At 42.6% G+C, this 20299-nt stretch carries 11 protein-coding genes and 2 pseudogenes; 4 read left to right on the forward strand and 9 right to left on the reverse strand.

Features of this window, described 5'->3' with window-relative positions:
• Nucleotides 1-100 precede the first annotated feature (100 nt).
• The 3 genes from K0T92_RS15115 to K0T92_RS15125 all read right to left on the reverse strand — a co-directional run bounded on the left by K0T92_RS15115 (nt 101) and on the right by K0T92_RS15125 (nt 11340).
• A complete protein-coding gene (locus K0T92_RS15115; protein WP_219873317.1) occupies nt 101-871 on the reverse strand; it encodes a hypothetical protein in 771 nt (256 codons plus the stop codon).
• A gap of 78 nt (nt 872-949) precedes the next feature.
• The gene (locus K0T92_RS15120; protein WP_219873318.1) at nt 950-6892 is read right to left on the reverse strand and encodes an RHS repeat-associated core domain-containing protein; all 5943 of its coding nucleotides are present in this window, start codon (nt 6890-6892) and stop codon (nt 950-952) included.
• Between the two features lie 50 nt (nt 6893-6942).
• Nucleotides 6943-11340, reverse strand: a complete 4398-nt coding sequence (locus K0T92_RS15125) for a fibronectin type III domain-containing protein (RefSeq protein ID WP_219873319.1) — start codon at nt 11338-11340, stop codon at nt 6943-6945.
• 652 nt (nt 11341-11992) lie between these two features.
• Between K0T92_RS15125 and K0T92_RS15130 the strand changes: the two genes are divergently transcribed.
• Together K0T92_RS15130 and K0T92_RS15135 are read left to right on the forward strand one after the other, a co-directional pair.
• On the forward strand, nt 11993-12391 hold the full coding sequence (locus K0T92_RS15130; RefSeq protein WP_219873320.1) for a hypothetical protein: 399 nt from the start codon (nt 11993-11995) through the stop codon (nt 12389-12391).
• A gap of 233 nt (nt 12392-12624) precedes the next feature.
• Nucleotides 12625-14151, forward strand: a complete 1527-nt coding sequence (locus K0T92_RS15135) for an N-acetylmuramoyl-L-alanine amidase family protein (protein ID WP_219873321.1) — start codon at nt 12625-12627, stop codon at nt 14149-14151.
• Between the two features lie 78 nt (nt 14152-14229).
• Here the strand turns inward: K0T92_RS15135 and K0T92_RS15140 are convergent, their stop codons facing one another.
• Nucleotides 14230-15468, reverse strand: a complete 1239-nt coding sequence (locus tag K0T92_RS15140) for a DUF445 domain-containing protein (protein WP_219873322.1) — start codon at nt 15466-15468, stop codon at nt 14230-14232.
• 366 nt (nt 15469-15834) lie between these two features.
• Here K0T92_RS15140 and K0T92_RS25070 point away from each other — a divergent pair.
• Nucleotides 15835-16044, forward strand: a pseudogene (locus K0T92_RS25070) (YiaA/YiaB family inner membrane protein); the annotation flags it as partial.
• Between the two features lie 36 nt (nt 16045-16080).
• Entirely contained in the window at nt 16081-16296 is a 216-nt protein-coding gene (locus K0T92_RS25075) for a YiaA/YiaB family inner membrane protein (protein WP_281423155.1), read from the forward strand.
• A gap of 185 nt (nt 16297-16481) precedes the next feature.
• Here the strand turns inward: K0T92_RS25075 and K0T92_RS15150 are convergent, their stop codons facing one another.
• The 5 genes and pseudogenes from K0T92_RS15150 to K0T92_RS15170 all read right to left on the reverse strand — a co-directional run bounded on the left by K0T92_RS15150 (nt 16482) and on the right by K0T92_RS15170 (nt 19859).
• Nucleotides 16482-16949: a hypothetical protein gene (locus K0T92_RS15150; RefSeq protein WP_219873324.1), complete on the reverse strand. Its 468-nt coding sequence runs from the start codon at nt 16947-16949 to the stop codon at nt 16482-16484.
• A 226-nt stretch (nt 16950-17175) separates the two neighbouring features.
• The gene (locus tag K0T92_RS15155) at nt 17176-17667 is read right to left on the reverse strand and encodes a hypothetical protein (protein WP_343223713.1); all 492 of its coding nucleotides are present in this window, start codon (nt 17665-17667) and stop codon (nt 17176-17178) included.
• Nucleotides 17668-18029: 362 nt separating this feature from the next.
• A pseudogene (locus K0T92_RS15160) lies at nt 18030-18455 on the reverse strand (polymorphic toxin-type HINT domain-containing protein); the annotation flags it as partial.
• A gap of 335 nt (nt 18456-18790) precedes the next feature.
• Nucleotides 18791-19204 carry a hypothetical protein gene (locus K0T92_RS15165; protein ID WP_219873325.1) on the reverse strand — a complete coding sequence of 138 codons (414 nt, stop codon included), beginning with the start codon at nt 19202-19204 and terminating at the stop codon, nt 18791-18793.
• A gap of 193 nt (nt 19205-19397) precedes the next feature.
• Nucleotides 19398-19859 (reverse strand): hypothetical protein, encoded by a 462-nt coding sequence (locus tag K0T92_RS15170; protein ID WP_219873326.1) that lies wholly within the window; start codon nt 19857-19859, stop codon nt 19398-19400.
• Between the last annotated feature and the right edge of the window lie 440 nt (nt 19860-20299).

Below are 20299 nucleotides of genomic sequence, written 5' to 3' on the forward strand. Positions count from 1 at the left end.
AAATACACCCCTTAAGCTCCATCGAAATCACCCTAGTTTTTCGAATGTCTACTATAAGGGATGCATTTTATATTTTACCTCATCGTACTGACAATAGCAGTTAAAGCCTCGAATGATTATTTACCTTATATTTTATAATAAACCCAACAATTAATAATATTAATCCAATTAGACAAGAACTCAAGGGATAGACAACAGGAAAATAAATTGATGGATTTCTATAGGGCAAATCAGATTTATAACCAATTAATGAAGATGATTGCGACGATAACTGTATTAATTTCACTCCAAGTAAATGATCCCCTCTCTCTGTATAGGAAAAGGTTTCTTCTTTTAATTCTTTGTTCCGGTGAATGGAAATTACTCTCCATTTCTGTGATTCAACATGTGTTGTGATATTCTCACCTTTTAACCAATCGCCTGATAACCTTTGTATTATTGCAAGATATGTTTCGTTGCTTACATTATCCTTTATTTCTACAATATTAAGCCAAGACAAAACCCGCCCCTCTATTATACTATTAGGTGCTAACCACGCTTCAGAAGTGGGATATATTTCCATACCATTAATTACCACTTTAATAAATACCTTGTGTTTTACCTGATTATTAATCACAAGATTTGATACAGCCTTACCCGTATCTTCTGTTAAGATCTCAACGACATTCCCTTCCCATTTAATGGGGTGATTAAGAGATTGTGAACCTTGCTCTGAAATATTCCTATTATTAATACCTTTAAACTCATATCTTGAATTTATTTTAGAATCAATCACAAATTCACGAACCACTAAGAAGAGAGGAGATACCGATATTGCAATTAGCAACAAACCTAAAACTAAAACAGCTAAGATGAAACTCTTTTTTATCAAAACGGACACTTCCTTCATCGAAGGAAGGCTAGGAGATAATCTCACCTAACCTTCGAGTTAAGTTAGAGCTTGAAACTCTTATTCGTAGGTAAAGCTATAACTAAAAGACCCCCGACTAAAAGCCAGATTAATGAATGGATTTACTGGAGCAGGGATTGCACTGAATTGATACAAAGTATTAAAATTACCGCCATTAATACTAATATAACCTTCATATGAAGGGAATTTATCAAGGGTACCCGACACCGTTATTCTACTCATATTACTGATTTTAATCTTAACAGAGTAATCAAGAGATGGAGAACCAGATGATAGTTCATTTCTTGCAGAAGTAACAGCATTAATTATAGTGTAATTACTATCTCCACTTTTATCTAGATTAGTAGCCCAAGACATTCCTCTATTGCTATCACGTTTGGATGCAATAACTTCTCCTTGGTCATCAATCCGTTCTGTTACTGTAACATAATTGAATCCCACAATTGAATTGTAATCGAGATTCACCACTCCATATTGTAAAGTCTTTACATTGAGGTCATTCACCCCAAAGTGTCTGTCGCTACCATTTCCTAGATAAGTATCTCTATGAGGGTCTGAACCGGTATCAACAGGTAGGAATGTATCCAGGCTAACAATTGCGTAATTCGCCCCAGTATCTGCAACAAACCTCAAATAATTAGCGGTTGCATGAATCTGATTTTGCATAGCTTTTGATCCAGCCGCTCCATTATATGCTTCTGTTAAGAATTCCAGTTGCTCGTAAACAAAAGTATTACTTTTTTTATATTTAACGTCACTTTCTTGCATATGACCCGAAGGGTCAGTAAATATTAAAGGGTTATTGCTCACATACGTATATAGATTCAAACTCAGCGGGTTATCAATCTGTCCCTCATAAGTATCCTCACTAACAAATCGTCCATCGGAGGGATTGTACCATCTGGCTCTCAGGTACTGTAACTTCGTCGTACTATCCCATAGCTCGCCAGAGTACCTGAACGGATTATGCACCATCTCTTCTTCCGATACTACATTCCCCCAGAGATCGTACTCGTACTTGTTCAGGAGATTTCCCGAGGCATCTCTCAATTCGACGATATCGCCGTGTCCATTTACTACCGGATACGCCTTCGAACCATCACTGTACGAGATCACCTCCAACCGATTGCCGCGTATATAATTGGCCTTCAATTGCCTTACACCGTTAATGACGGTCGCTTCCGCGATAATCTGATCCCCATCATAATAATATCGTGTCGTAATGTCATTTTGGATCCGCTCTACCATCAAACCGTCCCCGTTATAACGATATTGAACGCTAGCTCTATCCTTAGCAATACTCGTCAACCTGCCCTCGTTATCCAAGGTAATATCCCTATCTTCAAAATCAGCAGTAGTCAGCACCGATTCCATCGATAACCGGTTACCTCTCTGATCATAAGTGTAGGTCTCTGCGAATTCACTTGAAGTCTCGATTCGGTTCAGACTGTCGTAGGTAAATGAATCTGTCTTCTGCTGATTAACCGTCCGATTCGCAATGTTGTTATTTCCATCGTAGGCATACTTATAGGTCAGTACAGCCTCTTCGTTTGCAACATGGCTCAGTTCCGATAATTTCAGTCCATCATATCGGCTATTGCTGGTAACTCCGTTTTGCCCAATCGTCTGGTGCAATAGCCCATTCTTTTTATATGTGTACCTAGCATCCGCTGAGCCTTTTATTGTTCCTACGTCCACCAATTGGTTCAGGTTATTATAGGAATAGAATGTCGTACTTCCAAACGGTCCTGTCATCTTCTCGCGATTGCCGTTGGCATCATACTCGAGTTGCAGCTTTAGTTGATCTGGATAGGTCAATGTAGTTAATTGTTCAGTATACGGATCATACGAATAGGCTGTGGTTCCAGTCCCATCAGTCATACTAAGACGTTTGCCAGCCTCGTCATATGTGTATGTCACAGATTGATTCGCACTGGTACGATTTGTCAATCTATTCCTAGCATCATACGCAAGTGTTGTTTCATTACCCTTGTGATCCTTCCGTCTGACTAGATTAGAGTTCGCGTCGTAATACCGCCTTTCCAGCCTTCCTTCCTCATCCTTGATCTGTTTCACACGACCAAGTTCATCGTAGAACTTCTCCTTAACACTTCCACCTGGATACGTCATCTTAGTTATATTTCCAACTTTATCATAGGTGTAAGAGGTGGTTTCATTCTTCGCATTTGTTACAGCACTGAGCTGGCCTAAAGCATCATAGGCAAATTTCGTTACATTGTTATTGCCATCTCTCTGTTCGGTTACCTGTCCACTGATCGGATGGTAAACTAAACTACTAACTTGTTTGATAACAGCATTTGGTGTCGATCGCTCTTCTTGCTTAACTACCCTTCCTAGTTTGTCGAAAGTCTGGATTTGCGTATAGCCTTCTGCATCAATGGTTGTAGTTGTACGCAGTGCTTCATTATAAATAGCCTTTGACTCGGCAAGATCGGCATTGATCGTGGAAGTCGTACGTCCCCACTTGTCATAAGCAACCTGTGATCGATTGGATCGGGCATCCTCGCTCCAGATCATCCTTCCATTACTGTCATAGCCATAACTGGCTTTTCGCTTGTAATCAGAACCTTCCAGTAATTCCTCTTTAATCTTCCATCCAAGAGAGTTCCAGCTAATTCTGGCCTTGCTCCCGACTTCATTTCTGACTGTAATTGTATTACTTACATCATTATAATCTGACTGGAAAACGGCACCGCCAGGATAAGTGACTTTCTTAATTCGATGAAGAACATCGTATTCGTATGCGGTACGATTTTGTTTGCCGTCAATCCATGCAGTCATCAGACCGTTAGAACGATCATACTCTGCTTCTGTATGAATTGTAGTTGAAAGATTATCTGCATCAATCACAGTTAATGTCTTCTTTGTTGGGAAAGCGAATTTATTTTCTCCTCCCTTGTACTCAAAGGTAGCCTCGCGAGATCTTCCATCAAGGAGTACCACCTCTTTAAGCACGTTACCATACTCATCATAGCTAGGGTAACTTACTTGTTGAAGTATCTCGCCTATCGCATTATTTTTCCTAACCGTTACCTGAGTAACAGCTCTTTGTGGATTGCGAATGTACTCTGTAAAAAGCGATGTGTCTGAACTAACTGGTTTAACCATCGTCTTAATAAGATGAGTGCTAGGGTCATAGGTATAGGTTGTCGTTATACCCGCAGCATCAGTAGATTGCAGTGTGTTGCCGTAATCGTCATATTGATTACTTACAGTTATTGTGTCGCCTGTAATATTGTCACTCATGACAGAGACAGTTGGAACAGAAACAGGATAATTACGTGCTCCTACTGTCTTACCATACGTATTTACCGTCTTCTTCTCCATACCATCGGCTTTGATAATAGATTCCTGAAGATAATATTGCGCAGGTGTTTCAGCATTTATTACATCTTTTTTATAGTTAAATGTTGATCGCGTTAATCCATTATCTATTGTTGTTAATATCGTCATATCCTGATCATAGGACGAACCAATATCCGTATTATGATACTGTATGCTTTGGCGGTTAAAGTCTTCTATGCTGCCGTTATCGTATATAATTTGATCGAAACGGGATTGCAAACGGTAAGCTTCATTAACCGAACTGGAACCAATCAATCGTTTCACCGGGAGTGTCTCGTAGGTATATACGGTTTTCGAGCCAGTCGGATGCTGGACCTGAGTTAATAATGCATAGGGATTCGATGTACCGCGTTCAGGATAGGCAGAGAATAAATTGAATTTGGCTTCTTTAAGCTGATAAGAATACGTGGTCTTACGACCAATCACATCCGTAACAGAATCTAGAATTTCAACACCTTGTTCTGTATGCTTCCTATAGAGAACGCTCTGACTTCCTTTAGTTAGTCTCACTTCTGATGGCGTATAGACAATCTGAATCTTATTGCCGATCGCATCAGTTACCTCGCTGAGTAGTTTTCGGGCATAGGTCGCATGTTGTGTATAGGAGAATTGAGTCGCATTATTATAAGCGTCTGATATTTGTAGTATCCGTCCATCATCTGTGAAGTACTGCTTGATGGTTCCGTCCACCGAAGTTAATACATATTTTGAGGTTTCCCCATTGAAGCTCACGCTGGTATTGGTTGTAAACGACATCCCCTCCCAGTCGTAGCCTTTCAAACGAGATCCATCTATCTCATAACTCCCCTTACCCGCAAGATGAATAAATAATTTCCCTTCACTCTTTTCTATAAAGGGCAAGCTCCAACTCCAACCCTTACCAATTGGATACATTTGCTGCTCAATTGGCGTTGTAGTCTGATTGTAGTATGAGACCCCTTGTCCAACAGCTGCTACATAGGTTTGTACAGTTGCATTCGGGCTGCTCGCAAAATAATAAATATATTGACCGTCCCTTTTAAGCACTGATCCTGCATAACTATTAATGGTATTCTTAAAATTATATGCATCTGTCTGATTCTCAAATGAATTACTAGCAAATGTTACCGTGCTGCCTTGCCCTTCCTTATAAGACTCTGTAACCCAGAAGCCCTGCGCTTTTCTTGCATATCTATAGTAACCTGAGCCTGCCGATTGCCAGGAGCCATATCCGATAGAACCTGACGCCCCCTGCTTGGTGACCGTTCCTCTATAATCCTGACGGTATACCCTTGTATCAGCTGATGCCGGCTTAGTAACTATCCCTGAGTAGTGGGCTAGATACTCTCTCGTACATTTCCATCCTGGAGTTCCCCCAGACTCACATGCTTTGATTGTTTCAACATTAATTTTATTTAGCGTTCCTGAGTAGCCTCCAGAAGCGTACGATATCGAATAAGGACAGGTTGAAATATCTGAGCTCTTTACCCATATCTTGCTGCTATTATAGTAGCCTTCCTCTTTTTTCGTGCAGCTGTCCGTCTCCGTTCTAGAGGCTGCAGGTGTGTATGATCCGGAAATAACATAGGACTGCCCTGTTGAATATAAGTTACCGCTAAATCCGTTAGCACTATAATAAACATAGGAGTTAAATCCGGTAGAACTGCTGCTCGTTCTATAGTCCGTCTGAGTCCGGGTTTCATTGCCATTGGTATAGACTACCCCATTACTGATCGCTTGATCGGCTTGAACTCTCGTATCATAGGACCCCAGTGTGACTGAATTGGATGCTACAAACCCCGTTGAATAATCCACGGTTCCATTACCATCATAATCTTCCTCAATCCATTGATTTTCCGTGTATTTAACGGTATATACAGGTATAAGAGGCTTTTCAATTGCTTGAAATGTGACGTAATATTTATAAATATCGTAAGTATAGTTATTAACACCATAACTTTTCCCATAGAATTGGGATGCATTACTATCATAGGTACGAGTCAATGAAAAACCTAGTCCATTTCTACCGGGTAATGACATATCCGTCTGCTGTACAGAGAGTCCCCCAGTTAAACTAGATATGGACTCATTATTTAATCCGATTGCGTATGGTGCCTCGTTCATGGTTGTCTTGTTATATACCGGGGGCACCTCTTGCATAATCGAGCTTACTGTTGCATTTGTAGCCATAACTCGATTCTGACCAGATTTCCCTTCCAGTGCCCTTTCTGTTGCTTCCATGTGCTCGGCAACAATAGTAGATTCATCCGCTTTTACCGCATCTACCATCCTTAATATCGGATCAGTCAGATCGTTATAGACCTGACCGGTAACTGTTGAAGAAAGATTAATTTCATTGGGGCTTAATAAATGCAATTCTTCCTGGAAGGTAGATTGTTTTATTTCTGCTTGTAGAAAAGCGGTATACACCTCATTCAATGTATAACCTTGATCCAGTTGTTGCTGAACGAATGGTTCTGTAGTTGCGAAACGCTCCACAACTTTCTCAATCTCTAACTTGAATGTGGACATTGATTCATTAGCATAGACTCGCTGCGCAGCCATAGGTTCGAAGACAGCCGCCAACATGCCTATTATGATTGCTGCTAATATAATTTTACTATTCCGTATTCTCATCTTCTCCAAATCCTGCCTCTCATTCCGGTCTGTTTTTCGTTAATTAGTGATTACAATTGAACCAACTCTTGTCTAGTCACGGTGCTAACAAAAATACCATTCAAATCATAAATATATTCCGTTGTATAGACATACATACCGAGGGTGATGGTTCGCTTGATGAGCCTGTTCGATTTGTCGTATACATAATGAGTCGCTTTTCTAGAGATCTGGAATTTATAAGGCTCAATAGAAATGGTCGACTCTCCTGCAATTACTTTTATATAGTAGCTTTTTCCGCTTTCCACGTTGAATGAGACTTCTTCATTTTTATTTCCAGCAATGATTCCTTTAGAAATCTGTTGCTGCATCTCATTGTATAAAACAACATTGTAATTATTGTCATCGGGCACGAGAAGAGTGATATGATAAACTCCTGTTGATACTGGAATGAATCTGAAATAATCAACATCTGATGGCGCTGACAGGTAGCCTGATTGAACACCCGCCGAATATACCTTTGCCTGTGCGAAAGTATTATTGGGCTCATTTGCATCATAAATATACGTATAATGAAGAACGGTTGATGGCAATGACAGATTTCCTGATGCATCCTTCGCCCTGATGCTAATGTCATAAATTCCAAACGCTGCATTCTGAACCTTGTATGTGGTCTCAGTCCCCGGAACAGTAGCTAAAAGCGTTGTGCCGTTATAAATTTCATAAGAGGCTACTTTAGCATTATCCGCAGACGCATCCCAAGCAATTTTAAAATGATTTGCAGACAGCTCGGAAACCATAATATTCGCAGGCGTTGTTGGTTTCTCTGAATCCTTGATCAGATATAGTGCATCAAGTCCGATCTTATAATCTGTACTACTGGCGTTCTTACCTTTCACTGTAAAACGAAATGCATGTGTATCGTCCGTCTGAACGGTCACCCAACCCATGTTGATTTCCTCAAACTCTGTACTGCTGTTGTATCCATCGATAATAGTAGGATTATTGTTCAACTGCATCCGCCCCATATCAGGGCCCTTTCTGACTCGCACAATAACCTGATAGCTGCCTGGCTCCGATACTGGAACATTAAATTCAACATACTCACTGACAGCCTTGGTATTTACATTCTGCCATTCCCCAGCACTTGCATCTCCACTAACCACACGAATAGATGATTGTCCCGTATTGGTATGAGAAATATCCTCAAACTCCAGCACTTGCATTGCATTCTCATCAACAGTTGAGGCTGTTATCGTTTCGCTCACTTCCGATACTTCGCTATCCGTATCTACAGCCTTGACATAGAAGCTATGAGTCGTATTACTCTCAAGACCTACTGCCGTGAAATGCGTATTGCTTGTTGTTCCGATCTTCGTTCCATCCTGATACACTTCATAGTTCGCTATACCCGCGGCATCAGTTGATGCCGTCCAACTCAAATTAATTGTCGTATTCGACTGAATTGGCGATGTCAACCCAGTCGGCACCGTTGGTGGCAACCCAGTCTTAACAACTAGTGCTTCCGTAGGGTCCGACAGATTTCCTGTGTGATCCTTCGCACGAACGGTGAAGCTGTATATCGCATTCGGTGCTAATCCTTCTGCTATATAGCTGGTCGTGTGTGCATCTACGATCCCAATCACGGTTGAACCGGATAGGATATCATATTCTTTCAGCTCCGCATTATCCATTGATGCTATCCAAGTCAGCTCCGCGCTTGTGGCAGTCTTCCGCACAAGCGATAATGTACTTGGTGTTGTTGGTTTCTCTGAATCCTTGATCAGATATAGTGCATCAAGTCCGATCTTATAATCTGCACTGCTGGCGTTTTTACCTTTCACCGTAAAGCGAAATGCATGTGTATCGTCCGTCTGAACGGTTACCCAACCCATGTTGATTTCCTCAAACTCTGTATTGCTGTTGTATCCATCGATAATAGTAGGGTTGTTGTTCAATTGCATCCGCCCCATATCAGGACCCTTTCTGACTCGCACAATAACCTGATAGCTGCCTGGCTCCGATACTGGAACATTAAATTCAACATACTCACCGACAGCCTTGGTATTTACATTCTGCCATTCTCCGGCACTTGCATCCCCGTCACCTACACGAATAGATGATTGTCCCGTATTGGTATGAGAAATACCCTCAAACTCCAGCACTTGCATTGCATTCTCATCAACAGTTGAGGCTGTTATCGTTTCGCTCACTTCAGATACTTCGCCATCCGTATCTACAGCTTTGACATAGAAGCTATGGGTCGTATTACTCTCAAGACCTACTGCCGTGTAATGCGTCCTGCTTGTAATCCCAATCTTCGTTCCATCCTGATACACTTCATAGCTCGCTATCCCCGCAGCATCGGTTGATGCCGTCCAATTCAAATTAATCGTCATGTTCGACTGAATTGGCGATGTCAACCCAGTCGGCACCGTTGGTGGCAACCCGGTCTTAACAACTAGCGCTTTCGTAGGGTCCGACAGATTTCCTGTGTAGTCCTTCGCGCGAACGGTGAAGCTGTATATCGCATTCGGAGTTAATCCTTCCGCTGTATAGCTGGTCGTGTGTGCATCTACGGTTCCAATCACTGTTGAACCGGATAAGATCTCATATTCCTTCAACTGCACATTATCCGTTGTAGCCGACCAGACCATTTCTGCGCTTGTCATTGTCTTCTTCACAAGCGATAATGCACTCGGCGTCGTTGGTTTCTCTGAATCCTTGATCAGATATAGTGCATCAAGTCCGATCTTATAATCTGCACTGCTGGCGTTTTTACCTTTCACTGTAAAACGAAATGCATGTGTATCGTCCGTCTGAACGGTTACCCAACCCATGTTGATTTCCTCAAACTCTGTATTGCTGTTGTATCCATCGATAATAGTAGGGTTGTTATTCAATTGCATCCGCCCCATATCAGGACCCTTTCTGACTCGCACAATAACCTGATAGCTGCCTGGTTCCGATACTGGAACATTAAATTCCACATACTCATCGACAGCCTCGGTATTTATATTCTGCCATTCCCCAGCACTTGCATCCCCATCAGCTACACGAATAGATGATTGTCCCGTATTGGTATGAGAAATACCCTCAAACTCCAGCACTTGCATTGCATTCTCATCAACAGTTGAGGCTGTTACCGTTTCGCTCACTTCCGATACTTCGCTATCCGTATCTACAGCCTTGACATAGAAGCTATGAGTCGTATTACTCTCAAGACCTACTGCCGTGAAATGCGTATTGCTTGTTGTTCCGATCTTCGTTCCATCCTGATACACTTCATAGTTCGCTATACCCGCAGCATCGGTTGATGCCGTCCAATTCAAATTAATCGTTGTGTTCGACTGAATTGGTGACGTTAACCCTGTCGGTTTCGTTGGCGGTAATCCAGTCTTAACAACTAGCGCTTCCGTAGGATCCGACAGGTTGCCTGAATAGTCCTTTGCTCGAACGATGAAATTGTACGCCGCATTCGGGGTTAATCCTTCCGCAGTATAGCTGGTTGTGTATGCATCTACAGTCCCGAGCACAGTTGTACCCGATAAGATCTCGTATTCCTTCAGTCGCGCGTTATCCGTTGCAGCCGACCAGGTCAGTTTTACGCTTGTCATTGTCTTATTCACAAGCGATAATGTGCTTGGTGTCGTCGGTTTCACTGTATCTTTAATATAGTACACAGCGTCGATTCCCATTTTGTATCCTGTGCTGCTCTCGTGCTTCCCTTTTACTGTGAGCCGTTTTTTGTATTCCCCGTACTTGGTAGGCAGTATCGTCCAGCCCTCTTCAAACTCCTTAAACCCCGGATTGCTCTGATAGAAGTCAATACTGTACTTAGGTGGTCCTAACCTACCCAAGTCAAACTGAACCGTTCCCATGTCAGGCCCAGTTGCCATCCGATATACGATTTTATACATCCCTTCTTCTTCGGGAATCGGAATTTCAATAACGACACTTTCTTCTAGATTCGCTGTTTCAAAGCTCCTCCAGCTTCCTGCACTTGCATTCTTCTCAACTTGGTTATTGCTCGGGACTGTTCCGATAAGATAAACAGTATCTTCTCCCTCCGCTACCTCCTTCTCATTCCTGTTTATTGTCGAGGCTGTTATCGTTTCACTTGCTTCCGATACTTCGCTATCCGTATCTACAGCCTTGACATAGAAGCTATGAGTCGTATTACTCTCAAGACCTACTGCCGTGAAATGCGTATTGCTTGTTGTTCCGATCTTCGTTCCATCCTGATACACTTCATAGTTCGCTATACCCGCAGCATCGGTTGATGCCGTCCAATTCAAATTAATCGTTGTGTTCGACTGAATTGGTGTTGTCAGCCCCGTCGGCACTGTAGGTATTCCTTCATTTGTTGGTGAGTTATAAACGTTATCAACAACATCGTTCATAGGGTTGTATACAACCGATGAAACAGATACTAACCTCTCTTTACCGAAATGTGGCGATAGTTTCACACGACTATCTCTCGCCGTAATTGGTGATGCTGAAATCATTAATAGAGTTAATATCAAAGCACTAGCCACTATTCTCTTCACAAAAATATCCCCCCAATTGAACAAATTATAAAATATACCAAATACTAATTTAACACAGATGAAGCGGGTAATTTTATATTTTATATAAAAGTTTTCTAATATTATCCGGTTATGTAGATGTACCAGCTTCTATGATGTCTTCTTAATAGTGTACCTTGCCCAATTCAGGCTACTTTGGTCACTTGCAAAAGTTCTTTCATCTTAGTCCTCCAAAGATGACCATCTTACTAAGGAGTCTCTTGACATTCGTACAGCAAAACGTATTCACATTAATTCTAAATACCTCTCCTTCAGCAAGGTAACTGCTTTTTGATGCGGCCGTTCGCCTGCCATCGGCAATAGTATCAGCTATTCAGTGCCCGCTTGCATACCTCATATTGAAGTCACGCACTCGCCCCATTGAACGCGGCAACATCTTGGATTTAAGCCAATTTGATTCGTTCTGTCCAAGAAGTGCTATGTAGTTACAGTTATCGCGTATAACAGAACACTGAATTTAACATCTTGCAACTAATAGAAGGGCTTGTTCGTAGTAGATAGAGGAAGATTACTTTTCAAGAGAGGATTAACGATGAATCCCAAACAAATTATTATCGTTGGCACGATAGCTATTGTGATCACACTTAGCGGAGGTATTTGGACCGACAAGGCCAATGCCGGAAGCAAGAGCCCGATATCACCCACTCAGAAAGTGAATATTGAAGTTCAAGATGCCCTGCTGCAATTGCTTGGCGCATCCTCTAATGACGAAGTACAAGAAGCGTTGTATAACGGCGAATCATTGGCTGATATCGCTAAGAATAACAATCGGGATGTGCAGCATATCATCGCTTTGCAGATGGCTGAGATGACCGAGCAGTTGGATTCGCGTCTTGCGCAGGGAAGCATTACCCTTGATCAATATCAGGCGCAGAGGTCAGAGCTGGCGGAGATTGTTACACGAAGCGCCTATGGCCTCAACGGCAGCTAATCGCGCACCAGGCTTTTAGGAGGAAGTACAGACAATACGCAATTTATAAAGACGGACGGATTACGGCATTCACCTGAGGCCTATCCGTTCCTTTTTACGTGCAAATTTCTTGTAAAAAATTGTTGCCAGCCTGCAACTATTAGCATTTATTGGCGTCCAATAGTTATTGGACAATTCTGGGCTGGCAAGTCCACTCGTCCATGAATCCAGTCATAGAATGGATGAGGTGAGCGATGAAGAAGTTTGGATTCCTGTTGTTGTTTGTTGCCCTTCTGTTCCTGCTTCCCCAATATGGACAAGCTGCTCCCGGCGGTGCGCGGATTCTGCTGGACGGTCAGCAGCTGGCCTTGCCTGACAAGGTGGAGATTCCCATTATAAGCAACAGTGTCATGGTTCCTCTGCGTGTAATTGTAGAGAATCTTGGGTTCGACGTCAGCTGGGATAAGCAGCTCCGCAAAGTGACCGTCACCAAAGAGAATCGCATTGCCGAGCTGACGATCGGAAGTGCAACAGCAATTGTAGACGGGACCCAGCAGCCGCTAGTTACCGCACCTGTCATTCACTCCGATACATCACTAGTTCCGCTGCGCTTCATTAGTGAAACGATGGGCCTCAAGGTCGGCTGGGACAATAAGACCAAGGAAGTAACTCTGCTCACTCCTGTGCAGACTCTCCCGGTAACCGAGCAAGATCCAACAACACCTGATGGTCTGCCTGATTCAACTGAAACAGAACCGGATCATACAGATGGAGACGCAGATCCCGTCAGTACTGGCCTGGCCTCCGTTGACGGAATCAGCTTTGACAGCAACCGCTTGATGATGGCAATTACGGGGAATGCAGCACCGAGCGTATTCACCATGAGCAATCCTGAACGAATTGTAATCGATGTGCCGGGCGCCAAATTCGCTGAAACTTTCGGCAATGGCCTACTATTGAACACGTCACCTGCAGGAGCATTGGAGGTAAAGGATTACCCCGATGTAAAGGGAATTCGCTATTCATTATTCAACAACAAACCTTCGACGGTTCGAATTGTTATCGATCTCAACGGTGCCACATCGTATACGACTTACAATGAGGGGGATAGCAGCTCACAGCTGTTCGTCGTAGATCTGAATGCGAATGCTGACACGACTCTTCCTGATCCGGCTGCTCCAACACCCGTCGTGCCCCTTGACCCTAACGCCAGAAAGCTTGTCGTTCTCGACGCTGGCCATGGCGGTACTGATCCCGGTGCCAAGGGCATAACAAGCAAGATAGAGAAGGATTTCAATCTCGCACTAACGCTCAAGGTCGAGGCACTGCTCAAACAGCAGCCCGGCATTGATGTTGTTCTGACCAGAGCGGACGACACTTTCGTAACTCTGGCGGATCGCGCGATTATAGCTAACAACCTGCATGCCAATGTATTCGTTTCCATTCATGCCAATGCAGCTCCCGGCTCCCCTTCTGCGCAGGGAACAGAAACCTTTTACTACCATGACACAAGCAAGCTGCTGGCCGATATTATGCATAAGCATCTGATTGCTGCTACTGGCTTCAAGGATCGAAAGGCACAGTATAAAAGTCTCAAAGTACTGCGTGATACCATCATGCCTGCGGCGCTGCTCGAGATCGGCTTTTTGTCGAATGCGACGGAGGAATCGCTCCTGTTCACGGAAGAGTTCCAGCAGCGTGTAGCGGCAAGCATCGTAGAAGGCATTGTTGAATATCTCACTCTGCCAACAGAAACCCCACCCGTCGTACCACAGCTGTAAGCATGCTGCTTTCCATCAATTCAAAGAACCCCCCGCATCCCATAAGGAAACGGAGGGTTCTATTGTTGTACACACCTGTTACAGCTGAAACAATGACAGCACAATACCGACTACAAAGCCGCAGAGCGCTCCATTCACCCGAATCCATTGCAGATCATTGCCAAGCTTATCCTCCAGCATGCGAACCAAGGAGGCATCATCCATCTGGTCGAGATTTTCCTTCACCAGTTGTCCGATCCGATAGTGATTCGACTCCACAAATCCGATGATGCCAGAGAGCAGACGGGACTCCCATGCAGCAATCCATTCCGGCTGCTTGTTTACGTACCGCACAATAGATCGATACACGGTGAATACCGCACGGCCTCCATTCCCCTGCTCTTCCTCCAGCTTATGAATGATGGAGCCCCGCAAATCTTCGATCCGCTCCTGAATGAAGCTCTCTGTACCTTCTCCCTGAAGCTGGTTCAACGCCCATGCCTTGAGCCCGTCCAGACGAGTCTCGTCACCCGCCAATTCGAACAACCGCACCCGGACTTCGCGAATGATTTTCTCCCGATAAGGGTTATCCTCATTCTTCAGCTCCCGAATACCAGAGAGCAGTAGATTTTGCAGCATCGTCCCCATCTTCTCTTCATTCATGAAGCCTGCGAATGCTTGTACAGCGAAGCCCATGAAGCCGCCAACCTTGACCTCATTGAGCTTCTCGCTCGCCAGCTTGCCCAGCATAATTCCTGTATCGGGCTTGGCTGCCCAGTTGGCACCCTCATCGAGCACATAGTCGAAGCTTTTCTCGTCGTACCGGTCATTCATGATTTTGGCCAGCACTGTATCTGCCGCAGCTCTCATATCCATCTTCTGTATGTACGCCGCTATGCCGGACTGAATGTAAGGTGCAGCCTTATCAAGCGGCATTCGCTGCGCCAGCTGAATCAGCAGGTTTAGAATGCTTTTTCTTACGCTCCTCCTGCTTAACAGCTTGGTCAACAAGGATGACGCATACCGCAGCACATTGAGCTTCCGCAGCTTATTCTCGATACTCTCTTTGTTCAGAAATTCATTCTCCATAGCCGAGATTAACGATTGAATGATTCTGTTCCTGTTCTTGAGCAGCAGCGAGGTATGCGGAATCGGAATTCCAAGAGGATGACGGAATAATGCAGTCACCGCAAACCAGTCCGCAATACCGCCAACCAAGCCCGCTTCGAAGCCGCCCTGCAGCAAGGAGACGAAAATGGATTTCGGGAGGAATAAGGTGGCCACGAAGCCGGAGGCCATTACGGCCAAAGAAATGCTCGCCAAATATCTAGATCTCATATTATGTCTCCTATTCGGCTGCTGCTAAAGCTAACAGCCCCATACTGTGTTATTGCTCCAATAGCAGCAGGACCTTTTTATAGGAAAGGGTTCCCACTCGCTATACTAAGTATGATTTCTCTACAGGGCATCCCTTGTACCAGATCCCTTATCGTTGAATTCCATTACACTTTACCATCATCATAACAGAAACGAAACTCAAACCTAAATTCATTTTTATTATGACAGGGTTCTCCATAGGAGCCCCGTCCCAGCTTAGCAGGTACTATGTGAAAATAGTACTACCTACTTTGAAAATAATGGGTATAATTTAATTATGACTTGGTACTAAGACAAGGACAAACACATTAAATGGAGGAATTCAATATGTATTCCAAACGTAGAAGAAACACTTCGGCCTTTACCTTCCTATCTTGGGCATCGTTTTCATTTGCACTGCTCGGCATGTTCATCGGCATTCTTTATCTGGACGAACCGCTTAGTGTAAGGGGATACTACGCAGTCAGCGCCCTATATTTGACCATGGCTTCCTTCGTTCTTCAGAAGGTCGTTCGCGATAATTTGGAAGATGAGCAGGCAACCCGCAAAAGAAACACGCCGGCCTTTACCTTCATGGCTTGGACGGCATTCTCAACAGCGCTTATGGCCATGTTCATCGGCATCTGCTACCTCGATCAACCGCTATCGGTTCAAGGCTATTACGCCGTCTGCGCCTTGTTCCTGACAATGTCCTCCTTCGTCCTGCAGAAGACTGTACGCGACAACAATGAGGATATCGACCCGCAAGCCCTGCAACCGGGTGCTGAGAGCATGAATCTGCAAGACTAGTAGGTAGATAGTAGGAGAATCGTTTTGTCACGGGATTCGTCCCCCAAAGAAAACTTCGTTCTCCAGCTATCCCCATCATAAACCACCCTTCAAATTATACCACCAGCTATCTCCGGCTAACCTAATAATAACAAAGAGAAACCTTGAAAGGCATCCAGCCAGTCAAGGTTTCATGTGTCGGCATGTTAATTGCTATTAAATAGCTTCAATGCAACTATGTTTCCTGAGTTACCAAAAACCGAAGCATGGTACAATCCTTCGAAGATATTATCTCTATGGAACTCCCCAACAAAGACAATATCATCATCCTTCTCGCTATACGCATATCGAACCAGTATAATAGTGAGATTCTTAACATGCTTATTTCGGCAGAATTCCTGTACATTACAACCAAATTCTACAATTGCGCTTGGAATCTCCTCTAATTCAAACCACTCATCAAATTCGCCTATAAATTCTTGATTAAGAATTTCAAAAGTAATGGAATGTAAGAGCCCATTAAGATGGGATACCTTCTTTGATTGGATCTTATCTTCGGGTAGAACTCTGTAATTATTCTTTTCTTCAAAAACAGTAAGTATGTACGACATATCAGTATTTTCATCCGTATCAAATGAAATGAACTGAGAGCAGTCATATAAAACTTCCGACATTATCTCACCTCTTAGGGATGCTATAGATTTTAACCCCTGTCGCTCTCCTCGGTTCTTTTTCGATCTTGTCTATTGGTAGTTTAGTACCGCCGCTCGTAACAAGCAAATCGCCAACCTTCAGGTCTTTAACAAGCGTCTTTTTCAATCTACCCAGAAAGGATTTGGCACCATAAAATTCCTATAAAAAACCTTGAAAGGCATGAAGCCAATCAAGGTTAAAGCGGTGTCAGTAACTTTCTAAATTTTCTTTTTGTAGCTCAGCTATTTTTCCAAACGGCTCGAATAAAACGAATATTTTTTTTTGAAAACTACTATCCTCCATTAGTTGTTTATTCTTCTCTACATCATTGAGAATTGCATAAAACTCTTCACATTCAACAGATGCACCTTCGCCACCATCTGCCTCATCCCCGGACTTCAACAATAAATCTTGTAGCGATAACTTGCCGTCTAAATATTTTAGATAATAATAACCAATTACTGCATCACTAAAAAGTGGGATACTTTTAATTCTGTGGCTTTCATCAATTAACAAATCACATAGAGCTTTACTTAATTCATCTATATCCCTTGATAAGGATACATTTATTAGCCAATCATCTAGTTTTTCACTCATCATAATGCGCTTATCCGCCCATTCCTGCCAATCTTTTTTACTAAAATATCCACTAAAAGCAGTTACAAACAAAAAATGACCAATTGCTATTATTTTTACCACCTCGGTGTTTCAGGATGTAATCCCGGCACTCCTTTTCCATGTTGTCGAGGATTGTACCATGGATTAGGATGGTGAAGAGGATTTGTATGTGTTTCAACGTCAGGTCGTCCATGGTCAGTATAATCATTATTACCTATCTTTCGACCATACTTATCATAAATTGTCTCTCTCGAATAAAGTTGACCAGTCTTTTCATTTATCTTTTGATCAACAATGCTTCGTGTACCAGGAACTGTATATGATCTATCTCTAGTGTTAGGTTGGTTTTCATAAATTTCTTTATAGTTTTGCTCCCAATATCTTTGATATCGAGCCGCCTCTGATGAGTCCATTTCATCAACAAAAGTCTTACCATTTCCCGTCCCCTTAACAGTGCAATTATGCACCCAAATCCCAAGATTAGAGACGAAATAAGAATTAAAATCTTCCACTTCAAAATTGTAAACAGTCGCTTGTCTCGGCTCTTTTTCGATTTTGTCTATTGCTAGTTTAGTGCCGTCGCTCGTAACCAGCAAATCGCCAACCTTCAGGTCTTTAACAAGTGTCCATCCCTTGCCATCTAACCAGAAAGGATGCTCGCCCGTCACCTCGATGATTTCATCCCCGATGTGGACATAGTGGATTTCCTCGGCTTGCTTCTGGAACAGACCCACTACCTCTTTATATGCCACTTCTCCGGTTGTATCATCTTTCGAGAGAACCATATCTCCAACTTCAATGTCCTCGATCGGCTTCTCGCCTTTGTCTGTAAGCACCTTTGTTCCAGATGTAAAGCAATTACATTTATTATAAAGATCATACACCTCATCGCTGTATTTCATAACATCCTCCGCATGAGCAGCCGTTCTTACTGCAGCACCTGTACCTGAAAGAAATGGCACAAATGCCGATCCAACATCGAGAGCTAGATAGCCTGCATTCTCCCAGCTCGGATCCCTAATAAGTTCAATCGTATCATAGATTGCAAATCCGATGTCAGCAATCTGGCCTTTATACGTATCCTCTGTATTAAACCGGCCAATACCTGGTGTGTTTGATGTACTCATTCGGCACTGGGTAGCCCCACCTAAAAAAGAAGCCCTGAAAGGCACGAAGCCAGTCAAGGTTATGTTCTATATCCCATCTATTTATAAAAATCTTCTACGGATACTGCTTCTATTGAGCTGCAATAAAAGTCTATAAAATTAAATCCATCATTCTCCCCATACCCACTGTCATCATGGACATGATACCTTTTGCTACTTTCCCAACCGATCTCGTTCTTGTCGTGAATAATCAAATTATCGGTAAGATATAGATTTGTTACCTTTCTTAGTGTGAGATCCGAAACATTATAATATCTTATTTTAAGTTTGAACCTCCGGTTACTTTTTATCAGTGACAGTGATACAAAGAAAGTAAGTTCTAGGGTAGTAGTCAAACCATCCATACCATCTATGTCAATATCATACTCTATCCCTACTATACCCTCATAACTCCAAGATCCTAAAGCATTCAATTTATCAGTCATGAGTTCATAGTTCTTAATAACTGACAATTGCATCCCATCTCCTTATTAATCAATAAACTCAATTTCATTGTGTGATGTCGCGAGTTACCGTGCACACTATAATCAACCCTTGCTGTAGTGCCGCTGTCATCTGTCATGCCGATGCGCCTGCCCCGTGTGTCGTATGTAGCGTGGTAAAAAAAACTTGAAAGGCATGAGACCAATCAAGGTTTGAGTACAATTAATTATTACGTACGGTTAGAACTAGCATACTACCTCCATCACCAAAACATGAGAAATGAAATAATCCCTTCATAATACTATCGGGAGACACGTCCACTTGGGTAATAGTATCCTCTTGTTTATTTTCTGAAGCATGATTAATGAGAAATAACCTTAGTGTGTCTATGTTATTTTGTAAAGCTATATTTTTGATTATTAGTGCAAACTTTGTAATCGCCTCAGGAGCATCATCATAGTTTTTCCAATCCTCAAAATATCCTAAGAACTCGTCATTAAGTAATTCAAATAAATGATTAAGTAAATACTCTTCTAAATAGACCTTCTTTTTGTTTGGTATAGATTCGCTTGTAACAAGCTTCAAATTCAATTCACCTAAAGGCTCTAATAAATACTGTAGATTGATCTCTGTCCTGGTGTTGATAGTTATAAGTTGAGTACAATCAAATATTACATAGGACATTTTCTCGCCTCCATACGTACCAAGCAACTAATGTCTTTTTCGGGGGAGATTGAACTACCACTTCATTTCGGCTACTTGTTAAATAATTTTTAGAGTGGATACATAGTTGTTTTCGTTTCAATAACTTCTTTTAAGCTCCTTCTAATTTCAGGTGTGTTACAATCCGTCTTTTTGATATATTCTATGAGCCTCCTCCGATTTCCCATGAATTTTGTGCCTAATTAGAGGGCAGCTGGCTAGCCTTTGTGACAGACAGAGCTTCCCGTTTTTGAAATATTCTGTTACGTCGTGACAATATAATTGTCTCGCTATCCCTCTGACTTGTTGCGAATATACTTTTCGGTTTGTTACCTTCCCACCGTCTATATCGCAATAAGAAAATCGCAAGAAAACAAAGTTAACAAAAATAGGTATCTAACCATAATCGACCTATTAATACA

The sequence above is a fragment of the Paenibacillus oenotherae genome, assembly GCF_019443105.1.
Lineage (GTDB): Bacteria > Bacillota > Bacilli > Paenibacillales > Paenibacillaceae > Paenibacillus_Z > Paenibacillus_Z oenotherae.

Coding starts and splice junctions, on each gene's coding strand:
- K0T92_RS15120 (WP_219873318.1), bottom strand. CDS start 6,892: ATGAGAATACGGAATAGTAAAATTATATTAGCAGCAATCATAATAGGC.
- K0T92_RS15130 (WP_219873320.1), top strand. CDS start 11,993: ATGAATCCCAAACAAATTATTATCGTTGGCACGATAGCTATTGTGATC.
- K0T92_RS15135 (WP_219873321.1), top strand. CDS start 12,625: ATGAAGAAGTTTGGATTCCTGTTGTTGTTTGTTGCCCTTCTGTTCCTG.
- K0T92_RS15140 (WP_219873322.1), bottom strand. CDS start 15,468: ATGAGATCTAGATATTTGGCGAGCATTTCTTTGGCCGTAATGGCCTCC.
- K0T92_RS25075 (WP_281423155.1), top strand. CDS start 16,081: ATGGCTTGGACGGCATTCTCAACAGCGCTTATGGCCATGTTCATCGGC.
- K0T92_RS15150 (WP_219873324.1), bottom strand. CDS start 16,949: ATGTCGGAAGTTTTATATGACTGCTCTCAGTTCATTTCATTTGATACG.
- K0T92_RS15170 (WP_219873326.1), bottom strand. CDS start 19,859: ATGTCCTATGTAATATTTGATTGTACTCAACTTATAACTATCAACACC.